This is a genomic window from Niastella vici (assembly GCF_002077945.1).
GTDB lineage: Bacteria > Bacteroidota > Bacteroidia > Chitinophagales > Chitinophagaceae > Niastella > Niastella vici.
Genome location: NZ_LVYD01000124.1, coordinates 581,381 through 603,093, shown reverse-complemented (window position 1 = coordinate 603,093; position 21,713 = coordinate 581,381). Strand labels below are relative to the sequence as shown.

The following is a 21,713-nucleotide window of genomic DNA, read 5'->3' as shown; positions in this document are numbered from 1 at the left end:
ATAATTTAAGAATTTCATACCGGTTCCATTACCGGTTGCTGGGCGTTTTCGTATAGGGCAACCCGGTTTATCAACTCTGCAATTACGCCCGTCCACCCGGTTTGATGCGAAGCGCCAACGCCGCGGCCCGTATCGCCGTGGAAATATTCATAAAACAATACCAGGTCGCTGAAGTGCGGATCATCGCGATAAGATGCTGCATGATCATTTACGGGGCGATCACCGTTTTCGTCTTTTTGAAACAGCGAGATCAGTCGTTTTGAAATGGCATGCGCTATTTCGCGTAAGGTCATGTTGTTTCCCGATCCTGTAGGGAATTCCGCATTGCATTCGCCTTTATAATAATCACAATATTGATGCAATGCCTGCACGATTAGGTAATTCATGGGCATCCACACGGGGCCACGCCAGTTGCTGTTACCGCCAAATAACGAGGTAGTGCTTTCGCCCGGCTGGTAATTCAATCCAAATTCCTGTCCGTTTATATTTACCGAATAACCGGCTTCATGTATTTTCGAAACAGACCTTATGCCGCCCTTGCTTAAGAACTCTTTTTCGTCGAGTAACGCTTGCAGTAATTTTTCGAGCCGCTGCCTGGGAACGAGTGACAATAAGATATCATCATGTTCTTTCAGGTCTTCGATCACCAGGTACTGTCCATTTTCTGCCCGGTATTGCTGGAACCATTTTAACCGCCGGTGAAATTCAGGAACTTTTTCAAGCAGGTCTTTCTTTAAAACCAATACGGCAAACAAAGTGGTTAACCCCACCAGGCTGCGCACCTTTACCGGGATGTACCGGCCATCGGGCAGGGCCAGCACATCATAAAAGAAGCCTTCTTCTTCGTTCCAGCTGCCCGTCCAGTTTTCACCTATACGGTTCAGTGATTCGGCTATATACACGAAATGTTCAAAGAACTTGGTAGTTACGTCTTCATAATTGGGATTGTGCTGCGCAATTTCAAGTGCCATTTCGAGCATGTTCAGGCAATACATCGCCATCCAGGCAGTGCCATCGGCCTGCTCCAGTGTGCCACCGCCGGGGATGGTATTACTGCGATCGAATACCCCGATATTATCAAGGCCCAAAAAACCGCCTTCAAATACATTATTGCCTTTATGGTCTTTGCGGTTTACCCACCAGGTAAAATTGATCAGCAGTTTTTGAAACGCTTTTTCCAGGAAGTCAATATCGCCCCTGCCATTCTTTTCTTTTTCCATTTTATATACCTGTAAGCAACTCCACGCATGAACCGGTGGATTTACATCGCCGAATGCCCATTCATAAGCCGGCAACTGGCCATTGGGATGCATGTACCATTCACGCAGGAACAACAGTAGTTGTTCTTTGGCAAAATGGGGGTCTATCATGCTTAATGGGATACAATGAAAGGCCAGGTCCCAGGCTGCATACCAGGGGTATTCCCATTTATCGGGCATGGATATTACATCTTCATTGTTGAGTGTATTCCAATGCTGGTTGCGGCCGGTTTTTCTGCTTTCCGGCGGGGCGGGCTGGTTCTTATCGCCCTGCAGCCATTGTGGAATGTCGATGTTAAAATATTGTTTACTCCAAAGCATACCCGCAAATGCCTGTCGCTGAATAGTGCGTAATTCTTTGTTATCAGTAGCGGTTACCGCTGCATAAAATTCATTCGCTTCGAGTATACGTTGGTCAAATAAAGCGTCAAACGCTTCAAATGGATGGTTATAAACGGGTTTATTGCTTAACCTGAGCTTTATGGTAACAGCCGAATGAGCAGGAATATTGTATTCGTACAGGGGCGCCAGTTTTGTTCCTTCCTTCTTTTCTTCGAGCCAGGCGAACTGTCGTTGTTGTATGGCTGTGTGAAACGCATCTTTTACATAAGGCGTTGCATTGGGAACACCATACAGTTTTTCGGTATTGGTCTCATTTTCCGTGAGAAGGGTATAGGCGGGGGGCTCGAAATAAAAATGATAATTGCCGGGTTGATCGTGGATGATGTCTGCAACGCAAAAACCGTCACTGTGCCCCTGCTTCCGGATGACCGGTTTTTTCTTCATTGATCCAAAGCTCCACAAATTACGCAGCCACAGCGTTGGCAATACAGCTATATAGGCCGGTTCGGGGCCGCGGTTATGCACTGTTATACGAATGGCAATATCTTCAGTATCATGCTTGGCATATTCCGTGAACACATCGAAATACCTGTTCTCATTGAATATACCGGTGTCGGTTAGCTCATACTCATTTTCATATTTCGACCGGTTGCGGTTGGTATGTACCAGGTGGGCATACGGATAGGCTGCCTGCGGATACTTATATAAGTGTTTCATATAGGAATGCGTGGGCGTATTATCGAGGTAATAATACAGCTCCTTCACATCTTCGCCATGATTGCCTTCGTTGCCTGTTAACCCAAAGAGCCGCTCTTTTATTATGGGGTCGTTGCCATTCCACAAGGCAATGGCGAAGCAAATGCGTTGCATGTCATCGCTTATTCCGGCAATGCCGTCTTCGCCCCAGCGATAAACCCTGCTTCTGGCATGGTCATGCGGAAAATAATCCCATGCATTGCCATGGGGGCTGTAATCTTCCCGAACGGTTCCCCACTGGCGTTCGCTGAGGTAGGGGCCCCATTTCTTCCACGCCGCATTGCTGAGGCGTTGTTGTTCAATGTTCATGTTGAATATTTTTTTATCATTTAATCATCAGGCCATTGATCAGCCATTATCTTCAAAACCCGGATACAGGGTCATGCCGCCATCAACAAACAGGGTAGTACCGTTTACATAATCCGCATCATCACTGGCCAGCCAAACGGCTGCTTTTCCTATGTCTTCAACCTGGCCAATGCGTTTTTGCGGAATCAATTTTAACAGGTTTTGTAAATGGGCGGCCGTGTCCCAGGCATCGTGATTAATGGGAGTTTGAATGGCGCCGGGTGCAATACTGTTGATCCGGATCTTCTTAGGCGCGTATTCCTGGGCAATGGTTTTCATCAGCAGGTGCACGCCGCCTTTTGAAGCGGCATAATTGGCATGGCCTGCCCAGGGTATTACTTCATGTACGCTGCTCATGCAAATGATCTTGCCGGCAGATTTTGACTTGCCATTCACCCCTCTGCGTAAAAATTCGCGAATGGCTTCCCGCGCACATAAAAATTGCCCGGTAAGGTTTACACTCAGTACAAAATTCCATTGTTCGAGTGTCATTTCTGTAAAGGGCGCATCTTTTTGCAAGCCTGCATTGTTTACAAGAATGTCTACAGTTCCAAATTGTTTAATTACGTCGGCAAACATGTTCATCACCTGGTCTTCCTTACTTACATCGCACTGGTAAGCAATGGCCATGCCTCCATTGGCGGCAATAGACGCCACTACATCGGCTGCCATGGCGCTGCCCGCTGTAGTGGGATAATTGATAACTACTGTAGCGCCGGCTTTTGCCATTTCCCGGGCGCAACCGGCTCCAATACCGCTGCCGGCGCCGGTTACAATGGCCACCTGGCCATGTAATTTGTTTTCCATCTTAGGTTTGTTTTGTTAAGTTAAAGTAAGGGTGTTCGCACAGGGCGTAAAGCAGATTGCTTTTTAAGTTTCTCAATAGATTGCCTGATCAGCGTGATCTCAAAGTCGGTGACTATGTTTGAAAAGCTTTGAAAAGATTCCCTGGCTTCGAAATGATCGAGGGACTGCAGGCAACCCCAGGTGTCGATCGTTTTTTCGCAACCGCTGTTTAACACCAGGTTTTCGAGGGCGTAGATCTTTTTCAGTAAGTTCAGTTCGGGTACCGGCATGTTCACGGGGTCAATGGGGTTCACATTTCCTTCGCACAGCATTCCCTTAAAACCTGCACCTGCAATATATTTTGAAAGTTCATTGTTGTGAAGGAGTGCCGTATTGTTAAAAATGGTAGTGTGTATGCCGAATATTTTTTTTACCAGTTTCTGGTGTTTGGAAAGTTGCCGTTGAAATTCTTTCCGGGAGTATAGAAAACTCAGCGAATGGTAATAAGGCGCTGCTAATATCTCAATAAGACCAGTATTCACCAGTTTACGAAATGAATCAATTACATCGGGCCGGTATAATTGCAACAATTCCATTGTTGTTCCGCTTATTGAAAAGCGTACCCTGAACCGCCCCCGGTTCTTATTGATCAGCCTGGTCATAATTTTGTTGCAAGGCAGGTAACAACGGTCGGCTTTTTCATGAATAGCTGCTTTACAGGCTTCCATATCGAAGTAAGTATGCCGTACATCGATATCCATCGACGAAAATGATTTCAGCAAAAAGGGCTGATGAACATTGAAATACAGGCATACTGAAGACATGGCAATATTGAGTTTGAGGCTTCCTGTAACAAAGATCGTTAGGGTGCAAAAGATAAATTGTCGCAGTGTTTACAAAACCGGTCAATTCCAGGCGCGCAGATCATTTAATTCAATGCGGTGGCGGTTGTAAAATAGTAATCCCGAATCGCGTAATTCATTCAATAATACGTTTACGCTTTGGCGCGAAGTAGCAATTACATTGGCAATATCAGTATGAGTAAGATAATTGTTCAATATAATTTTATCACCAATGCGGTTCCCATCTGTACGCGCCCAGTTCTTTATAAAACGGATCAGGCGCGATTTGGTGTCCCTGAAAACAAGGTCGGCATGGCGGTTTTCCAGTTTCCTGAGTTTGTTGTTCACCAAATTGGCATATTGGATGGCCATCATGGGATTATCCTGCAATATCTTTTTAAAATCCACTACAGTAAAAAAGCAAACGATGGTATTGGCTGTTAATGCTTCGGCAAACTCATCCATGTAAGGACTGCCATCAAGGCTCATATCGCCAAAAACATCCGGTGCGGTCAATATATCTTTTATTAGTTCGTTGCTGTTGTCATTTAATTCCGCAATTTTTACTTTTCCCTGTATGAGCAGGAAAATTTTGCTGTACTCACCTTCGCCATAATTGATCGTTTCGCCCCGGTAAATGGTTTTAACTTTTGCCAGCAGGCAGGTGTCATTTATCAGTTGCTCACTTTCATGGGCAAACAGGGGATGACTTTTAAGGTAAGCATATTTAATTTCTTGCGACATGATCGTATGTTTAAATGAGGTTAATTTTTACTGTTGTTTAGTGCATCTGTAAGTATTTTACGGATGGCAGCGGCGGGAATTATCCATGGTTTAACAGAAACTGTCTGGCCACTTTTGATGTATAAAAAACCTTCAAGGCCAGACAGTGGTGATTCCAATGAACATGCTGTTTCTATTTCATGTGCCGATACATGCACAAATGTGCCGAAGTGCACTTCGAAATATTTTTTCAGATCTCTTCTCATCTTGGTTGCTTTTAAAGTAAATTATTGGTTGGTTGATGAAATGGCTTTCTCGATCTTTGCGATCAATACATTTTTGGGTGTTAAACCAATGGCGTGATCGATAACCTGGCCACCTTTAAAGAATAGGATAGTCGGTAATTCCATTACGCCATATTCTTTTTCCAGGGTAGTTTCCTTTTCTACATCAACAGTATAAAAGCTGGCTATGTCCCTGAACATCCTGGCCAGGTCCATATACACCGGTTCTATGATCTGACAGGTACCAAGCCAGCTTTTTTTGAACTGTACAATCGTCAGGGTCCTGTTTTCAATTACATGTTTTGTAAAATCCTGCTGGGTTACTTCTTTATACATATCGGTTAAATTTTCGGCATACTATTTAAAGGGCCAACGGGGTGCCAATGTATTTTTGGGGCGTAAGAATGCGCTGAAACCATTACTGGTACTGCGTTGTAGAAAATGGTGGTTTTGTATTTGAGGCCGGGTGGCCGGTAATAAATTCCCAATATGTTGGGAGTGTCCCAATAGATTGGGAAAAATAATTGGGAAAGTGGCCGGGCTGTAACAACCGGTAAAAATCAGGTAAAGAATTTTGGGAGCTGCATTATTTCAATTGCCGGTCTGTCACGATCACGACATTTCAAAGATTATAGCTATGGTAGTTTTGTTTGTAGATCGAAAATCTAAAAATGAAGCCGTTCGTATATGTAGTTATAATGCTGCTGACTGATTATACAGGTCAGGCACAGAAAAAGCTGTGGCCTCCTTCCATTCAATCGGTTGAGCTGGTAATGGCTGCCGGGAAAAATGATTATACCATTGCAGGTTCATTTGAAAATAATTTTCAAATCGGCAAACAAAAAAGGCTGCTGCTCGGGGCAGGTATCCGGATTACCGTTTATGGAGCGTCGAACAAGGACTATTTTACTGCCCCTGCCAGTTTAGCAAAGGGGGCTACGGGGCCAGGTATCCTGTTTAAAGAACGGATCAATGAGAATCTGGATACCATTCAAATCGGGCACCCGCGAATGTGGATGATCAATCTAATGGCTATTATGTCGTTTAGAGTGCTACCTAAATTATATACAGGATTCAATATTGATGTAACCGGTTTTTCTTTTGGTAAAATGCGTACCGTGCGATTTATACATGACGGTAATGTCACAACAACTGAAGCCAGCCCTGCCCGCCTTAATTTATTAAAGATCGATGACAATGCCATTGGCAGTCAGAACTCCCAATTCTACCTGCTATACATGGTGAACGGCAAAGTAGCGATCAAAGCTTTTTATCAACTATTATATGTGGAATATAAAACCACCGAAAAAATACAAATGGAAAAAGGGGGCTTTAACAACCGTTTCCGGAATGTGCCTAAAGGGTGGGGGATTGGCTTATCTTATCACTTTAAATTTAAATAAAGCATCATGAAATTATATGGTTTGTTAACGGCATTGTTGCTTTTGCCTGCACCGGCATTATTTGCACAGCACCCTATATTTCCCCGCGTTAACCGGTTTGCCGATATAACTGGCACTGGCGGCAGTTCGCAGGGTACCATAGCAGCTTCTTATGTTCATAACTGGCATATAGGAAAAAGAAGAAAATGGGAAGCCGGTGCCGGACTTCGCTGGACGGCTTACTTTGGAACAAAAACAGATTTTATTACGGCGCCTGCGCGGCTGGCGCGTTCAAACACAACGCCATTTCTTATTGTTTTTGCCGGGCAGAAAACCAGCAATTGGGATACACTCACGGTACAACGCCCATTGATCAATTCCCTGAATTTTTCGCTGAACTTCGGGTACAACTTCACGCCAAAGTGGTCGGCCGGTTTTAATATTGATCTTATCGGGTTTTCATTTGGCAGAAGAGGTAGTGGCATTTTAACCAGTAATGGCAATACGCGCAATGAACCCAATGCCAAACCCTATGGCTTTAATTTATTGCTTACCGGGGATAATGACTATGGCAGCCTTAATTCGGAATATTTTATCAAATACCGTATTAATAGCCATTGGGGTATCAAGGCTGTTTATGAATATTATTTTGCCGAATACCAAACCAGCAGCATTAAACAAACGGCCCCCGATGGCACAATGGTCGACCGCTTCAGAAATAAAGTGAATACACTGGGGATAGGCATTTCTTACCACTTTAATAATTAAATCGTTCGTATATGAAAAACTATGTTTGGATAACAGCCATCTTATTGTTCCTCGTGACAGCCTGCACCAAGCAGAATGGATCGCCTACTTCACCAGTTAATGAAATGCCTGATACTACTGCGGTTCAAACCCATGCCGGCAGCTTTGTGAAAGGTCCATATGGAACGGTTTCCGGAATGGTTGCCATCTTTCAGCAGAATGGAAAATACTCACTGGCCTTGCAGGATATAATGATCAGTAACGGGCCCGATCTGCATGTATATCTGTCAAAAGAGATACAACCGGTTAATTTCATTGATCTGGGAAAAATAAGATCAACCATGGGCAACCAGTTATATGTTATCAGTGGCATGCCCGATCTTATGCAATACAAATATGCGTTGATCCATTGCCAGCAATATGATCATTTGTTTGGAAGCGCTGAATTAAAGTGAGCGAAACGGGGATGTCAGCCGCCTGGAAGCATGAAATAAGAAAACCATGAAGATGAATAAGCTATTCATATTATTTACAGCGATCTTCTTTTTAACGATGCGTGCCGGGTTGCAATGGTTGGCTGATAAAACGATGTTTCAAAATGCAGCTGTTGCGGACACTACCCGGTTTGCTGTCATAGAATTATTTACCTCAGAAGGGTGTTCCAGTTGTCCGCCGGCCGATGAACTGGCTGCCAGGATTGGGCGCGAATTTGATCAGGAGGTGTATGTACTGGCATTTCATGTTGATTACTGGAACTACCTGGGATGGAAGGATGCATTTAGCCAGCCGGCTTTCACCAGCCGCCAGCAAAAATATGGGGCCCATTTTAAACTAAACAGCATTTATACCCCTCAAATGATCGTAAACGGGAAAACAGAGCTGGTGGGGTCGAATGAATCATTGCTTCGCAAAACGCTAAAAAAAGAGCTGGAATTATCTATGACATCGGTTATTCACTTATCAATTGACACAATAGAAAAACGGAACCTTACCGTTGCCTATAAAACGGAACGTACCGAAAATGAGATCCTGCATATTGCATTGGTACAACGGCAGGCGGTAACAAATGTACAGCGGGGCGAAAATGCAGGACGTCAATTGCATCACGTAAATATAGTGCGGGAGCTTAAAAGCGTACTGTTACACGGACCGGCTTCAGGAACTATCCGGCTTACTATACCAGATCGGCTTTCATCAAACGAGGTAGCTGTAATTGCATTTACACAGGACGAAAACAGTATGGCAATTACCGGGGCAGGGGAGCTGGCCATAAAATAGCGAAATTCCTGGGGGCGTTGTGCGGCTTGCTATTTCTTCCGCTCAATACCCAGCTTTTTCATACGTGCTTCGAGTGTGGTGGGGTTCAGCCCTAATATTTTGGCGGCTCCCTTGTCGCCGCTTACTTTCCAGCCGGTTTTGTTTAGTACGGCCAGGATATGTTCTTTCTCTATATCTTCCAGTTTTTGTGCGGCCGGTTGTTCATTGTTAATTCCCTTTTCCGCAGGCACCCATTCCCCGTATTCAAGGGTATTGCCACGGCTAAGGATGAGCGCCCGTTCGATAATATTTTCCAGTTCACGAATATTGCCCGGCCAGTTATATGCCATTAAAGCATCTATTACTTTGGCAGGTATATTGGTGATCTTCTTCCCGATCTTTGCTTCGTATTTCTGACAAAAATGTTTAACCAGTAAGGGGATATCTTCTTTCCGGTCGCGCAGTGGCGGACTCACGATCGGGAATACATTTAACCGGTAAAACAGGTCTTCGCGAAATTCCTTCTTTTCAATAGCCTGCTCCAGGTTGCGGTTGGTGGCGGCAATAACGCGCACGTTCACTTTAATGGTTTTAGGATTGCCCAATCGTTCAAATTCCCCTTCCTGTAATACGCGTAACAGTTTGGCCTGTAATTCAACCGGCAATTCACCAATTTCATCAAGGAAGATAGTACCGCCGTCGGCCAGCTCAAAGCGGCCGATCCTTTTTTCCATAGCACCGGTAAATGCCCCTCTTTCATGACCAAACAATTCACTTTCGATCAAATTGGCAGGCAGGGTGGCGCAATTCACTTTTATTAACGGCCGTTTACAGCGGTTGCTGATATTATGAACGGCACGGGCCAGCAGTTCTTTGCCGGTACCCGATTCGCCGACGATCAATACTGTGGCATCTGTGGTGGCTACCTGCTCAATTTGCTGAAGTATCTTATGAAAATTCCTGCTTTTGCTAACAATATCATCGAAATTGTTGGTAAGCCTGATCTCTTCCTGCAGGTATTTGTTTTCCGCTGCCAGCTGATTTTTCAATTGCTCAATTTCCTGCAAGCGCTTTGCCAGCTCTTCATTGGCTTTTTCGAGATCCTTTTGCGCTTCTATTCTTTCAATTTCTGCACCTGCGCGCGCAGCAAATATTTTAAGTATGGCGGTTTGATTTTGTTCTTTCGACATGGGCGCCTGGTCAAATGCAGCAATATTGCCAATTACCTTCCCGGTAGAGGGACTGTGAATGGGCACGGCTATCCATGACTGGATCCCTTTTTCGCGGGGAAATGACTTTTCCAGGTCACTGGCGCAAAAGAAGTCTTTGCCCTGCATTACTATTTCGCAAGGGGTTCCTGTGGTATCGTATTCTATATTTTCCAGCACTTCCTCCCTGTCAACATACGACAACATCCTCAGCCGGGTGTTGTTGCCGTTTGAACATTCTACTACCATGGAATACCTGACTTTGAGGGTAGCCGTTATAAACCTGGTCAATTCCCGGAAATAATCCTCGCCCGTAACACCCGCCGTTCGTTCTGAAATGGTTTGCAGCAGCTCGTTTTTACGCTGCAGCGCTTTGTGGGCCTGCATGCGTTCCATTTCAGCGCCAACACGGGCTGCAAAGATCTTTAAAATGGGTAACTGGTTTTTTTCTTCCGCTACAGGCGATGGATTGGAAATAATTATATGCCCGATGGGTTTCCGCGATACACTGCTATAGATAGGCACACCAGTGGCTGCTTCAATGCCTTCAGATGCCGGGAAATGTTTATATACTTCCTTTGACATAAAAAAAGCATTGCCCTGCAATATAACTTCGCAGGGCCGGCCCTTTGCGTCGTATTCAATATTGTCAATGACTTTGTCGTTATTTACCAGGCAAAGGGTTCTTACCTGGGTACTGCCTTCCTGTATGCATTCAGCTATCAGCGCAAATTGCATGTTGAGCGCCCGTGTAAAGTTTTTGCACAATTCAACCAGGAAATCTTTTCCGGTTATGTTGCTGGTGGCTTCCGAAATTGTTTGTAATAACCGTTCTTCCGTTTTCTTTTTAGTGATATCGCGTACAATGCTGCAACTATATTCTTCTCCATTATAGGTAATAAAATTCCCGGTAATTTCAACATCGTACAGATGACCTGCCTTATGCCGGTGCTGCGCTTCAAAAGTGATCTTCTTTGCTTGCTTTAACTGTTGCCAGAATTGGGGGAAGTTGGCGACGATGGGCGAGGGGTTTAAATCGGTTACCTGCATTTGGGTAAGTTCACCGGCTGTATAACCCGAAAGGCTGGAAGCCATTTCGTTTACCTGTATTATAGCTCCGGCAGCATTTACCCAGAATACCGCTTCCTGCAGGTTGGCTACGGTAAAATGATAAAATTGCAGTTCCTGCTCAATTTCCATATTGGTTAAATGGGACATCAGGCTTTGTATATTATAAAGATACTAATAACAAATTTAATAGCTTTTTATGGGGTAGAATGTCCGGCAAACGACATGGGGGTAAACCAGAAGCGAAAAAGTACCGGATATTGAACAGTTGAAACTTGCTGCAACAACATCATGATCAATGCGCGGGTATTTCCCTGCAAAGTCGCTTTTCATATTTACCAATCATTTGTGATGATTTGTTAGAATTGTTGGTTTTAATTGGCTAGATTGGTAATTATTACATTTATTCCTGAAAAACCTCGTGTTTGTATGGCTTTTATTGATCACGTACTCGAAGCGCCTTCGTATGGCTGGAAAGATGAAAACGGTAACCTGATCGTTCCTACTACCAGACAACTTTGGATTGAAGCTTTCTCCCGCATCAACGTATTTAAAACGAAAAAGAACTGGATCACCCTGGTCAGTTGGTTAATGGTGGTATTGATGCTGCCCTTCTTTTTTTCATTTCTGTTCTATTATTTTTCATGGCCACTGGTAATTGCGATTGTTGTGTACAGCATGGTCGTGATGGGCACGCATGGCACTATCTGGTTTCACCGGTATTGCACCCATAATTCCTATAAATTCAGCCATCCTGTATGGCGCATTATAACGCAGCACCTGGTCATAAAAACTTTTCCCGAAGAAATTTACGTGGTATCTCATCATGTGCATCACGTAAATTCCGATGTGCCCGGCGATCCTTACAATCCGAAGGGAGGTTTTATGTACTGCATGCTGTCGGACGTTAACCACCAGCGTATTAATAAAAACCTGAACGAGCAGGACTATAAGCGGGCCGCGCATTTTATGAAACATACAGGTGTGCAATTGAACACCTATACCCAGTATCAGGAATGGGGCTCACTGGCTACTCCATTGTATACAATAGGTATGTGGGTGGCCAACTGGGTTTGCTGGTATGCCATTTTTTATTGGATTGGCGGAAACGGATTGGCTTGTGCCATGTTCACGGCAGGTATGTTATGGTTTGTATTGGTACGGGCATTCAATTATACCGGCCATGGTAAGGGTGAAGCGCACCATAAGGACGGAATTGATTTCGATCGCAGCAATTTATCACTAAACCAAAGCCGGCCTGGTTTATTTGCCGGTGAATGGCATAACAACCATCATTTATATCCGGGTAGTGCGCGGGCAGGGTTTCAGTCGTTTCAGTTGGATGTACCGTGGATCTATATCTATTCATTGTACAAAATGGGCATGGTTACTTCTTACAAGGATTCAAAAAAGGAATTCCGGAAAAAATTTCTTGAAAAAGGTCATTCCAGGGATATGGTGCCGTTAGCGGGCACGGCTTACACCAATGATCAATTGCCACATATAACTAAATAAGTGTTCTAATGTAAAACGGATCACCCAAAATTAAAAAGCTGTCCCGGCTTACCCGGGACAGCTTTTTTTGTGGTGGTGCCTCCGGTATGGGGCACACGCTGTTCCTGCTTTATTAATTCGACAGGTTTGGATTGTTTTGTTCTTCTGACTGTGGAATGGTGAAAAGATAATTAGGGCTGTTGGCAACGAAGGAAGTGCCATCGGCAAATTTCAGCGCAGTATGGTACTTCGCGGGCACCTGTTTGGTAGTACCGGTTGGTGTTGTTATGGTAACCAGCCGGTCATTCCCACTGGCGTCAACATAGGGTTTGCGCACAACAGGTAACTGGTTGCGGATGATGTCGGCCAGTGCAAAGCCTTCGCCCCACAGCTCTTTGCGGCGTTCGGTGAGAATGGCGTCAATCAGTTGGTCCTTTGTGGCGCCAACAGCATTGAACGCGCTTGCGCCGCGTGCGGCACGTAAGGCATTGAGTGCAGCGGCGCCTTCGGTAATATTGTTGTCACGCGCATATCCTTCCGCTTTGATCAGGTAAGTTTCGGCGCTTCGCATCAATACCAGGTCGGCAGTTTGGTCGCTCCGGAATTTGAATTTTTTATATTGCAGGTATCCTTCAAGGCCGGCGTTGCCATCCCAGGAGAAAAGGGTTTTGCGGATATCCCCGTTCTCAAAAAGCTCACCAAAGAAAGGATCGGCCATAAAGCTGTAATAATAGGCAGAGGCAGAAGACACATCGAGGAAGTGGAAACTGTAACTGCCATCGCTTTGGCTGGGTATTTCCGGGTGTCCCCAGATCCATTCCGAATTGTTCACATCATTGAATCCCTTGCTATAATCAGCTGGTGGCATCAGCGGGTAATTCTTTAATGTTTCATTGGCTGCTTCTGCGGCTGAAAGCCATCTGCCCGTATTCAAATAAGCGCGTGCGAGCAATCCGTTCACTACATCTTTATCGATCTTGTATTTGGCCGTACGTTGATAACCATCCAGCAAACCTTTCGCCTGCAGCAGGTCTGAAATGATGAGGGTATAGATGTCTTTCAGGGTTGCTTTGGGATTACCACTGGTGGTATCGGTGGTAGGCGTGGTATAGATGGGCGCGGTTTTCGCGAGCGAATCTTTCAAATAAGAGAACTGGTAGAACGATGCGATGGTAAGATAGATATGTGCCCGCAATGCCAGTGCCTGTCCTTTCAATACCTTTTTGTCGGTAAGGTCGCCTGTCACTTTATCTACATTGGCAATAATGATGTTGTTGTTGTTTATGATCTTGTACAACTGGTTCCAGATGGCATTATTGCGGCTGGTGGTTTTATCGACCATTTGTGTGAACCGGTAAACAGGGGCATAGCTGTATTTGGTGGTGATCAGCGCTACATCATTGCCCATGGCTTCGCTTACCAGTGTGATGGTCTTGAAACCCGGATTACCAAAAATGCCGCCATAAAAATCATCCATCATGGATGACCAGGTGCCTTCAGATAAGGCGGTTAAATTGGCAACGGATTTCAGCACTATCTCTTCAGGCACTGCATCTGACGGGGAGGTGTTCAGTTTCTTGTTGCAGGCCGATAAACCGGTTACCAGCGCAACAATGAATATATACGATCTGTTTATTTTCATACAATGATTTTTTGAGTGATGATTATAAGCCTACCTGTAAGCCCACCGATATTGTTTTCATTTGCGGGTACTGATAATATGTAGTACCGTCAATAGACTGCTCGGGGTCCATGCCCTGGTGGCCGTAGAGGGTCAACAGGTTTTCGGCCAGGCCATATACTTTGGCCGATCTCAATCTGATCTTTGCCAGTAGTTGCGGCGCCAGATTATAACCCAGCGACACCTGTTTCAGACGGGCATACGTTGCCTTATACAGGAAGCGGGTCGATGTGGAGGTAAAGCCCAGGTCGTCGGTTGTGAAACGCGGAACATTGGTATTTGTATTATCAGGCGTCCAGCGGTTGAGCAATTCGGTACTCCAGTTACGGCCTGGTGATACGGCGCCGCTGAGCATGCCGATATAATCTGCATCCAGTACTTTTCCGCCAATACTATAGGCAAATACAAACGATAGTTCCAGCTGTTTATAAGTAAGCGAGCTTGTAATACCACCGGTTACATCGGGCAGGGAAGAGCCGGCGTAATATTGTGTACCCTGCGCGTAGGTGGTAGTAGTTTCTTTTTTTCCATCGGGGGTGGTCTTGTACCATAAAGGATTCCCTGTAGCGGCATCAACACCGGCCCATTCACGCAGGAAGAAATCATACACAGAGGTGCCCACCATTAATTTTTTGGTACCGCTGATGATCTCTTTTTTCGGCAGGGCGGTGATCCTGTTCTTATTATGTGCCACGTTAATGCCTACGTTCCAATGCCAGTCGCGGGTACTTACCGGAACAACGTTTAGTTCCAGCTCCACGCCGGTATTGCGCAATTCTCCTATATTGGCGTTTACGGCAGTGAAACCGGTAGAGCCAGCGAGCGGTTTCGAGTATAGCAGGTCTTTACTTGTTCTTCTGTAATAATTAATGGTTCCATAGATGCGGTTCTTAAGCAGGCCGAAGTCGATACCGGTATTGAAGTTCAGGTTGCTTTCCCATTTCAAACCGGGTGTTGGCAGCCGGGAAGGAACTACCCCGCCGTTACCCAGGTTGTTCTGAATACTGTATAGGGCGAGGTAGGCATAATAACCGGAAAGGTTATCGTTGCCTGAAGCGCCATAGCTCGCTTTTACCGTGAGCGCGCTTAACCAGTTCACGGGTTTCAGGAATGCTTCTTCCGAAATGCGCCAGGAAGCGCCGGTGCTCCAGAAGGTTCCCCAGCGTGAGTCGGGTGAAAAACGGGATGATCCATCGCGGCGGATAGATGCGGTAAAGAAATATTTGCCGAGGTAATTGTATTGTCCCTGCCCAAAAAAGCTGAGCTTGGTATAATTATCGGTAGTGCCTGAAAAATCTATCAGTTGTGATGCGGCCACGGGCTCGTACAGGTCGGGCAGCGCAAATTTCTGCCGGCTACCGTTCAGTCCGGTTGTGTTCAGGTAATAATATTCATGACCTGCAAGGAGGTTGATATGATGTGCCGACGCAATGTCGAGGTCATACGTAGCAATATTGTTCCAGGTATAAGCGATGAAGCGCCTGCTGCTTTTGCTCACCGTACCGCCAATGGCGGCGTCTTCACCAACAAGCGGGTTGGTATAAAGCAACTGGTTGCTGTTGGTATAATCAAGGTTAAAACTTGTTTTTACTTTCAACGCTTTGGTGACCGCCGCTTCGAGGAAGGTGCGGGTAGAAATGTTGTCATTGGTATTTCTTGACTTGTTAAGCGGTAAGGAGCCCATAAGATTATAGCGGGGTAACGCTGCGTTGGGCCGGTAAGCGCCATAGTCGTATTGTCGCTGGCCATTGATGTCGAGTTTGTAACTGCCATCGGCGTTGCGCTGATAAATAGGATAGAAGCCGGGGATGGTTCTGCCGAACAACACTACGTTTTCCTGTTTTGAATCAGACGAAGTGGGGTAGTCCTGCGAAGTGCTGGCGCCGCTGAGGTTAAGGCCCACTTTTAACCAGGGTTTTGCCTGAAGGGTTAAGTTGCTTCTGAAATTATATCGTTTGAAACCGGAAGCGAGATAGGCACCTTCATTATTCGTGTAGCCACCGCCAATATAGTAAGTTGATTTTTCGCCACCTCCTGAAAAGCTGAGTTGCGCCTGTTGGTACCGGGCGTTCTGCAGCATGGCATCTTCCCAGTCATCATTCCATAATGGTGTGGCGCCGGCAACGATCTTGCCATCCTGCCCAACAGGTTGAGCAAAGCCCGGGCCATAAGGATTGATGTTAAGGCTTGAAACCAGCTGGCTGCTGGCTGTTGCGGCTGCCTGCGTGGCCGTTTGTCCGTTGGTGAGGGCTTTGTTGCGAAGGGCTTCCCAATACAACTCGAAATAGGGAGAGGTGCCCAGCTTGTCATAATCTTTCACTGCCCGGCTGCTCCAGCCCTGGTTAAAAGTGGCGTTGATAGCTACATCGGCGCCTTTTTTTCCCTGTTTGGTGGTAATGATGATAACACCATTGGCAGCCCGTGAACCATACAGGTTGGCGGCTGTGGCGTCTTTCAGGATGTTGATGGTGGCAATGTCGGCCGGGTCAAGTGCATTGATATCGCCTTCGTATGGCGCGCCATCCACTACGAACAGCGGTGCACTTGACGCATTGATGCTTCCTACGCCCCGGATGCGAATAGTGGAACTGTTGCCCGGTTGTCCGTTTGCGGAAGTAGACTGAATGCCGGGAGCCAGCCCCTGCAAGGCGTTGGTGATATTGGGCGTGAGCCGGTTGTTCACCTTGTCAGAAGATATGGTAGTTACGGCGCCGGGATAACCAGATCGTTTGACGGTAGTGTATGCAACCGCTACCACTTCTTCCAAAGTAGTATTGGCTGCCTTTAAAAGAATGGTAATGTCTGGTTCGCCTGCCTTTACTTCCAGTTCGAAGGGCTCTCTTCCTACAAATGAAATGGTAAGCAGGGTTTTGTTTTCTGTCAATTCCACTTCAAACCGGCCCTGGGAATTGGTAACAGTGCGATGGCCCGATTTGTTTACGGCGACAGTAGCGCCTTCCAGGGGCTGTTTGTTTTCTGCGGCCAGCACCACACCGCGGATCTGTTTTGGTTGAGCTAAAAGCCCGCTGCTGAATAGCAGGATCAGTGCGAGCAAGCCATGTTTTTGTAGCATACGTGTATAGTTGATGTATAAAATGACGATGTCTTCGGCCATCATGGCATTGATAGCGAATGGCAATGCAGGCTCATTGACCTGGCAATGGGTCAGCATTCATTTAAAATTAGTGTCGAGAGTAGTTTGCTATGGCGTGTAACAACAACAGGCAACCTATGCAGTCAAGTAGAATAGTTATAATAAACTATACAAATGAGCTGTTGTTTTCATTCAGGGCAAATGTAGTGTAAAGTTAAAATCATCAGGCGGGACCAACGAAGTTACGGTAACGTAGCTATTTAAGTGGCGAATTGAAAGGATGATTGATGCGAACTTGATAGTTTTAAATTTTGAAATACCGGTAACTGTTTCAGTAAATAAAAAATGGGCTGCCGGTGCTATTTTTTTGCTGGTTTTTGCAGGCTGGTAAGGCGTTGTGATAAAGTCTACTAAATAAATAGATTAATTTTGACAATTAATTTTCACTGGCTATCTTTGTGGTGTTCAAGAGTAATCGCTTCTTGCTAAATTTTTTGTTGCTGGCTACTGTTGTAGCTGCTTTTTTTCCTCAATGAATGAATGTTCCTGAATATGCTGTGCTTTCCGGTATACCGGAGTAGCGCCTGTTTTGCCTGCATGTGATCATTGTAATATTATCAGTAATTAATTTATATAAGTAGCACGGTTAAAATGCTGTTCGTTCGGGGCCACCTGCTCAATGGGCAGGGAGGGAATCTCCTGTATGATAAATAATATTTTGACTCGCTTTTAATATGCGTTGATTTTCATTCATTCATTACGGCCGCAGTTTCTACTGTGGCTTTTCCTTTGTTCAGAATAGGTAGTTCTTGTTTAGCTTTGTATGGATGAGTAAATACGATGCAATAGTAGTAGGGGCCGGACCCAATGGATTGTCGGCGGCCATCACGCTGCAACAGGCCGGTGTATCGGTTTTGTTGCTGGAAGGGAAGGAAACTATTGGCGGCGGTTTGCGAACGGCTGAAATTACCCTGCCTGGCTTTTTGCATGATGTTTGTTCTGCTATTCATCCTATGGCAGTGGCCTCGCCATTTTTTAATTCGTTGCCGTTGCAGGAATATGGATTGGAATTTATAGTTCCCGACATAGCGGCGGCCCATCCGTTCGATGATGGTACCGCAGCGGTGCTAAAAAGATCGTTTCGGGAAACTGCGCAATTGTTAGGAGCCGATGAAGGCAGCTATACAAGGCTGATAGCTCCTTTGCTTCAGCACTGGCCCCTGATTGCCCCTGATCTCCTGGGTCCCTTACATTTTCCGAAACATCCTTTAGAGATGGCGCAATTTGGCGTGCATGCGTTGACCTCAGCCAGCTATCTTTCCGGAAGGTTCCATACCGAAAAAGCAAAAGCCCTGTGGGCCGGCATGGCGGGGCATGCCATACAATCATTGAGTAATGCCGCTACTTCAGCTATCGGACTGGTGTTAATAGCGGTGGCCCATGTAAAAGGGTGGCCAATTCCGAAAGGCGGGTCTGTATCTATTGCGAATGCACTGGCCAATCATTTTATTTCATTGGGTGGAACAATAGAAACGAACGCCTGGGTGCATTCGCTGAAACAATTGCCCACTGCTAAAGTCGTGTTGTTCGATGTTACGCCGCGGCAGTTATTACAGATTGCCGGTGACCGGTTCTCTTCCTTTTATACCAGGCAATTACAGCGATATCAATATGGAATGGGGGTGTTCAAGCTTGACTGGGCCTTACGGGAACCAATACCTTTTATGGCACCCGAATGCCGCCAGGCCGGTACGGTGCATATAGGAAATACCATGGCCGAGATCGCTGCAAGCGAACAGTTATCAGCAAAAGGTATTCATCCCGAAAAGCCGTTTGTATTACTGGCGCAACCCAGTGTGTTCGATGTTACACGGGCGCCACAGGGTAAACACACGGCCTGGGCTTATTGCCATGTACCGCACGGTTCTATGGTTGATATGACGGCCGCGATTGAAAACCAGGTAGAACGTTTTGCACCGGGATTTAAGGAGCTTATTCTCGCGCGGCATACCATGAATACCGCACAGCTGGAAGCGTATAATCCCAATTATATCGGGGGCGATATCAATGGGGGTATCATTAATTTGCGGCAGCTGTATACGCGCCCGGCCATTCGCTGGTCGCCGTATACCACACCGGCAAAAGGGATCTACATCTGTTCTTCTTCAACACCACCCGGTGGCGGCGTACATGGCATGTGCGGGTATCATGCCGCCTGCAAAGCGCTTAAAGATGAGTTTTCGATCATTGTAAATGCATACGAATATTGATATATCAAATTGACTTTCCCGCCCTGATTGGTAAAAAATATCGTACAATTATATAGCGTATTATTTGTATATTCGTTGATCATTGCCTGCCTAAAACATCTAATCGGACCATCTACCTTATTTATACGGATGAAGTAAATCCTAAAAATTTAATTGTAACATGTGGCGTATTGCCTGAGATAAGTATATTGTAAATCACCTGATATACAAGATCATTGTTAGTCAATCAACCATACAACGAAAGGGTGCTGCTTAAAAAGTGCGTGGAAGGAGATGAGGCTGCTTTCAAGGTCCTGTTTCTTTATTACTGGAACAGGATCCACGCAAGTATTCTGCATATATGTAAACAACCTGAGCTGGCAGAAGACCTGGCGCAGGAAGTCTTTATCAGGGTATGGCAATACCGGCATAAATTGTTGGAGGTTGAGCGCTTCGATGCCTTTTTATACCGGGTCGCCAAAAACCTGGTGCTGGATGAGTTTCGTAAAAAAATCCTTCCCAATCTTACCAATGAATATTTTGAGGCGTATTTTTCGGCAAACGGTGTAGATGTGGCTGCTCAACTGGAAGAGAAGGAACTCAATCATCTATTATTGGCCTCGGTAAATAAACTGCCTACCCAAATGCGACGGGTGTTTACGTTACATCGTTTTGAAGGTCTTTCCCATCAGCAGATCGCTGAAAAATTAAATATATCCAGGGTCAGCTCCCAAACTTATATGGCCCGGGCCGTTCTCCAGCTACGCAAAATACTGGCTGAATACAAAGGAGGGATCGCTATCATGGCCCTCATTACGCTGAAGTGATAATTTTTTTTGTATTCACGTCTTAACCTGCTATTTTTTTACGTCTCTATTTTATTAACGAGTGAAATCAACGAGTGAAACTCCAATACTATGTCTGTTGACCGGCTAACCATATTGTGGGAAAAATACCTTGCTGATAATATGTCGGCTGAGGAACGAACCGAGTTTAAAATATTGGGTGCTGATCCCGCCTGTCAGAAAAAGCTTGAAGAACTGATGCTGTCTGTGTTTGAGAATGAACCCTTTGCCGCCACCAACGATCTTGAAAAAGACAGGGAATTGATCTTTCAGGAAATTATGATGAAAGCGGGGAATGAGCAGGCGCCTGTTAAAAAGTTAAAACCTGCATACCGCATACTTCGTTGGTCGCCGGCTGCTGCTGCGGTATTGTTGTTAATGGTTGTTTCCTGGTTTTGGATTTCCCGGCGCGAAAATACCCGTTCGGTTGTAGCAGTTACTGCACCTGCTGATATTGCGCCCGGTAAAGATGGCGCCATTCTTACCCTGGCCAATGGTTCACAGGTATTGCTCGATTCCATTAAAAGTGGTGTGGTGGCGTTGCAGGGGGGCGCCACTGCAAAGATTGTGAACGGATCATTGGTTTATGAATCAACAGGCGCCGGTTGGGTTTATAATACGGTGAGCACGCCCCGGGGGCGACATTTTCATTTGACCTTACCTGATGGAAGCGAAGTATGGCTTAACTCAATAAGTTCTGTTCGATATCCAACTTCATTCACTGGTGCAAAGCGCGCTATAAGTATAACCGGGGAAGCATATTTCGAAGTGGCCCACAATGCAAAAATGCCCTTTATTGTAAATGTCGATGACAAGGCTTCTGTAGAAGTGCTGGGAACACATTTCAATGTAAATGCATACGAAAATGAAGCCGGTATTAAAACCACTTTGCTTGAAGGAAGGGTGAAGGTCGTGAAACGTGAAACCGGCAAAGAAGAGTCAGGTATCCTGAAACCTGGCGAGCAGGCCGTACTGGCGAGTCATTCACCATTGATCATTGACCATTCACCCAACCTGGAACAGGTGATGGCCTGGAAGAACGGGCTTTTCAATTTTGAAGACCTGAGCCTCAAAGAAGCCATGAAACAGCTGGAGCGCTGGTACGATATCGATGTGGTGTATGAGGGCGCTATACCTGAGATCTATTTTACCGGAAAAATGAACAGGGACATTCCTTTAAGCGGCGTACTGAAACTGCTGGAAGATGCCAAAGTGCATTTTCGCATGGAGGGAAATCGCCGCCTGGTCGTAATTCAATAACAGGATCAATAAATTTCATACCCCCGGTGTTTTTTAGCCTACTAAAGTAGTGGGAAGTGTGGCGCCGGGTTCCTAACCAAAACAGCGT

At 45.6% G+C, this 21,713-nt stretch carries 17 protein-coding genes; 8 read left to right on the top strand and 9 right to left on the bottom strand.

The features are described from left to right. Positions 1–14 precede the first annotated feature (14 nt). The 6 genes from A3860_RS40005 to A3860_RS39980 form a co-directional block, all read right to left on the bottom strand. Entirely contained in the window at positions 15–2,666 is a 2,652-nt protein-coding gene (locus tag A3860_RS40005) for an MGH1-like glycoside hydrolase domain-containing protein (protein ID WP_081156197.1), read from the bottom strand. A 39-nt stretch (positions 2,667–2,705) separates the two neighbouring features. Further along, positions 2,706–3,512 carry an SDR family oxidoreductase gene (locus tag A3860_RS40000; protein WP_081156196.1) on the bottom strand — a complete coding sequence of 269 codons (807 nt, stop codon included), beginning with the start codon at positions 3,510–3,512 and terminating at the stop codon, positions 2,706–2,708. A 20-nt stretch (positions 3,513–3,532) separates the two neighbouring features. Continuing rightward, a complete protein-coding gene (locus A3860_RS39995; RefSeq protein ID WP_081156195.1) occupies positions 3,533–4,315 on the bottom strand; it encodes a polysaccharide deacetylase family protein in 783 nt (260 codons plus the stop codon). Positions 4,316–4,396: 81 nt separating this feature from the next. Further along, on the bottom strand, positions 4,397–5,077 hold the full coding sequence (locus A3860_RS39990; protein WP_081156194.1) for a Crp/Fnr family transcriptional regulator: 681 nt from the start codon (positions 5,075–5,077) through the stop codon (positions 4,397–4,399). A 20-nt stretch (positions 5,078–5,097) separates the two neighbouring features. After that, positions 5,098–5,322, bottom strand: a complete 225-nt coding sequence (locus tag A3860_RS39985; protein ID WP_081156193.1) for a hypothetical protein — start codon at positions 5,320–5,322, stop codon at positions 5,098–5,100. A 21-nt stretch (positions 5,323–5,343) separates the two neighbouring features. Next, positions 5,344–5,676, bottom strand: coding sequence for a thioredoxin family protein (locus tag A3860_RS39980; RefSeq protein ID WP_081156192.1), 333 nt, complete (start codon positions 5,674–5,676; stop codon positions 5,344–5,346). A 335-nt stretch (positions 5,677–6,011) separates the two neighbouring features. Here A3860_RS39980 and A3860_RS39975 point away from each other — a divergent pair, with 335 nt between their 5' ends. The 4 genes from A3860_RS39975 to A3860_RS39960 are packed head-to-tail and all read left to right on the top strand — an operon-like array spanning position 6,012 to position 8,747. Further along, positions 6,012–6,743 carry a hypothetical protein gene (locus A3860_RS39975; protein WP_081156191.1) on the top strand — a complete coding sequence of 244 codons (732 nt, stop codon included), beginning with the start codon at positions 6,012–6,014 and terminating at the stop codon, positions 6,741–6,743. Between the two features lie 6 nt (positions 6,744–6,749). After that, positions 6,750–7,490, top strand: a complete 741-nt coding sequence (locus tag A3860_RS39970) for a hypothetical protein (RefSeq protein WP_081156190.1) — start codon at positions 6,750–6,752, stop codon at positions 7,488–7,490. Between the two features lie 11 nt (positions 7,491–7,501). After that, positions 7,502–7,924 (top strand): DM13 domain-containing protein, encoded by a 423-nt coding sequence (locus tag A3860_RS39965; RefSeq protein WP_081156189.1) that lies wholly within the window; start codon positions 7,502–7,504, stop codon positions 7,922–7,924. A 52-nt stretch (positions 7,925–7,976) separates the two neighbouring features. After that, positions 7,977–8,747 carry a DUF1223 domain-containing protein gene (locus A3860_RS39960; RefSeq protein WP_158085505.1) on the top strand — a complete coding sequence of 257 codons (771 nt, stop codon included), beginning with the start codon at positions 7,977–7,979 and terminating at the stop codon, positions 8,745–8,747. 29 nt (positions 8,748–8,776) lie between these two features. On the opposite strand, the gene A3860_RS39955 is transcribed toward A3860_RS39960, so the two are convergent. Further along, positions 8,777–11,152 carry a sigma 54-interacting transcriptional regulator gene (locus A3860_RS39955; protein ID WP_081156187.1) on the bottom strand — a complete coding sequence of 792 codons (2,376 nt, stop codon included), beginning with the start codon at positions 11,150–11,152 and terminating at the stop codon, positions 8,777–8,779. A gap of 279 nt (positions 11,153–11,431) precedes the next feature. Here A3860_RS39955 and A3860_RS39950 point away from each other — a divergent pair, with 279 nt between their 5' ends. Continuing rightward, positions 11,432–12,517, top strand: coding sequence for a fatty acid desaturase (locus A3860_RS39950; protein ID WP_081156186.1), 1,086 nt, complete (start codon positions 11,432–11,434; stop codon positions 12,515–12,517). A 112-nt stretch (positions 12,518–12,629) separates the two neighbouring features. Here A3860_RS39950 and A3860_RS39945 read toward each other — a convergent pair whose 3' ends face one another. Both A3860_RS39945 and A3860_RS39940 read right to left on the bottom strand, forming a co-directional pair. Then, complete coding sequence (locus A3860_RS39945; protein ID WP_081156185.1) at positions 12,630–14,138, bottom strand: RagB/SusD family nutrient uptake outer membrane protein; 1,509 nt, start codon at positions 14,136–14,138, stop codon at positions 12,630–12,632. A 22-nt stretch (positions 14,139–14,160) separates the two neighbouring features. Then, positions 14,161–17,349, bottom strand: coding sequence for a SusC/RagA family TonB-linked outer membrane protein (locus A3860_RS39940; RefSeq protein ID WP_245843730.1), 3,189 nt, complete (start codon positions 17,347–17,349; stop codon positions 14,161–14,163). Between the two features lie 749 nt (positions 17,350–18,098). Here A3860_RS39940 and A3860_RS39935 point away from each other — a divergent pair. From A3860_RS39935 to A3860_RS39925, 3 genes are all read left to right on the top strand, one after another. Then, the gene (locus A3860_RS39935; protein ID WP_081156184.1) at positions 18,099–19,541 is read left to right on the top strand and encodes a phytoene desaturase family protein; all 1,443 of its coding nucleotides are present in this window, start codon (positions 18,099–18,101) and stop codon (positions 19,539–19,541) included. Between the two features lie 215 nt (positions 19,542–19,756). Further along, entirely contained in the window at positions 19,757–20,347 is a 591-nt protein-coding gene (locus tag A3860_RS39930) for an RNA polymerase sigma factor (protein ID WP_081156183.1), read from the top strand. 90 nt (positions 20,348–20,437) lie between these two features. Continuing rightward, on the top strand, positions 20,438–21,625 hold the full coding sequence (locus A3860_RS39925; RefSeq protein WP_081156182.1) for a FecR family protein: 1,188 nt from the start codon (positions 20,438–20,440) through the stop codon (positions 21,623–21,625). Positions 21,626–21,713: the final 88 nt, after the last annotated feature.